2 protein-coding genes are annotated in these 960 nt (G+C 52.8%); both read left to right on the forward strand.

What is annotated here, in order from left to right:
* Positions 1–82: 82 nt before the first annotated feature.
* Positions 83–517 (forward strand): ExbD/TolR family protein, encoded by a 435-nt coding sequence (locus ACO0LH_RS28450; protein ID WP_422944520.1) that lies wholly within the window; start codon positions 83–85, stop codon positions 515–517.
* Positions 518–533: 16 nt separating this feature from the next.
* The coding region (locus ACO0LH_RS28455; protein ID WP_422944521.1) for an ExbD/TolR family protein at positions 534–960 on the forward strand (427 nt) is incomplete at its 3' end.

Consider the following 960-nt stretch of genomic DNA (forward strand, 5'->3'; position numbering starts at 1 on the left):
TTCCTCCTGCAGTTCTCTGTGTCTTTGTGCCTCTGTGTTGAGTGGTCTTAAAAGGTCTGCGTAACACGAAAGAGAACACATTATGGCAATGGCAATTGGCAATGATGGTGACGGCGAAGACGAAGTCAACAGTACCATCAACACCACCCCGCTGGTGGACGTCATGCTGGTCTTGTTGATCATCTTCCTCATCACCACACCGGTGATTACTGACACGGTCAAACTCAAGCTTCCGGCAGAACACAACCAGATTTACAAGACCAAACCAGAAAACATCACCCTGTCGATCAACAAAGACGGTGATATGTTCTGGAACGGCAGCATGAAACCGCTGTCGGGCACCGATGCCCTGTTCGACAAGCTCAAAGTCGAAGCAGTGAAGATACCGCAACCGGAAGTGCATATCCGTGGCGACCAGAATGCGCGTTATGAATTCGTCGGCAAAACCATCCTGACGGCCCAGCGTGCCGGTATCGCCAAGGTGGGCTTTGTGATCGAACCACCACCACGCAACTAAGCAAAGGAACACAATCATGGGTATGCAAATGGGTTCCGGCGGCGGTTCTGCTGATCCGGAAGTAATGATAGAGATGAACATGACACCGCTCATCGACGTGATGCTGGTGTTGATCATCATGCTGATTATTACGATTCCTATCCAGAATCATGCGATCAACCTCAATATGCCGACAGGCAACCCACCGCCGAAGACGACAGAACCAGTGGTCGTCAATATCGACGTGGACTTTGATGGTACGGTGGCCTGGAATGGTGTGACGGTCAACAGTGCGGAGCTCGACTCCAAGCTGCAGGCTGTTGCAGCCGCACCAGACCAGCCTGAGGTGCATCTGCGCCCTGTGGCGGTGGTGCCTTACAAATCGGTCGCCGCTGTCATGGCTGCGGCACAGCGTTTGGGCGTCACCAAGATCGGGATGGTCGGGAATGAGCAGTTCTTGAAAT

The organism is Undibacterium sp. TJN19 (genome assembly GCF_049339485.1).
Classification (GTDB): Bacteria; Pseudomonadota; Gammaproteobacteria; order Burkholderiales; family Burkholderiaceae_D; genus Undibacterium.

What these genes read in the sequence shown, in the direction of transcription:
- ACO0LH_RS28450 (WP_422944520.1), top strand. Translation starts at nt 83, where the DNA reads ATGGCAATGGCAATTGGCAATGATGGTGACGGCGAAGACGAAGTCAAC.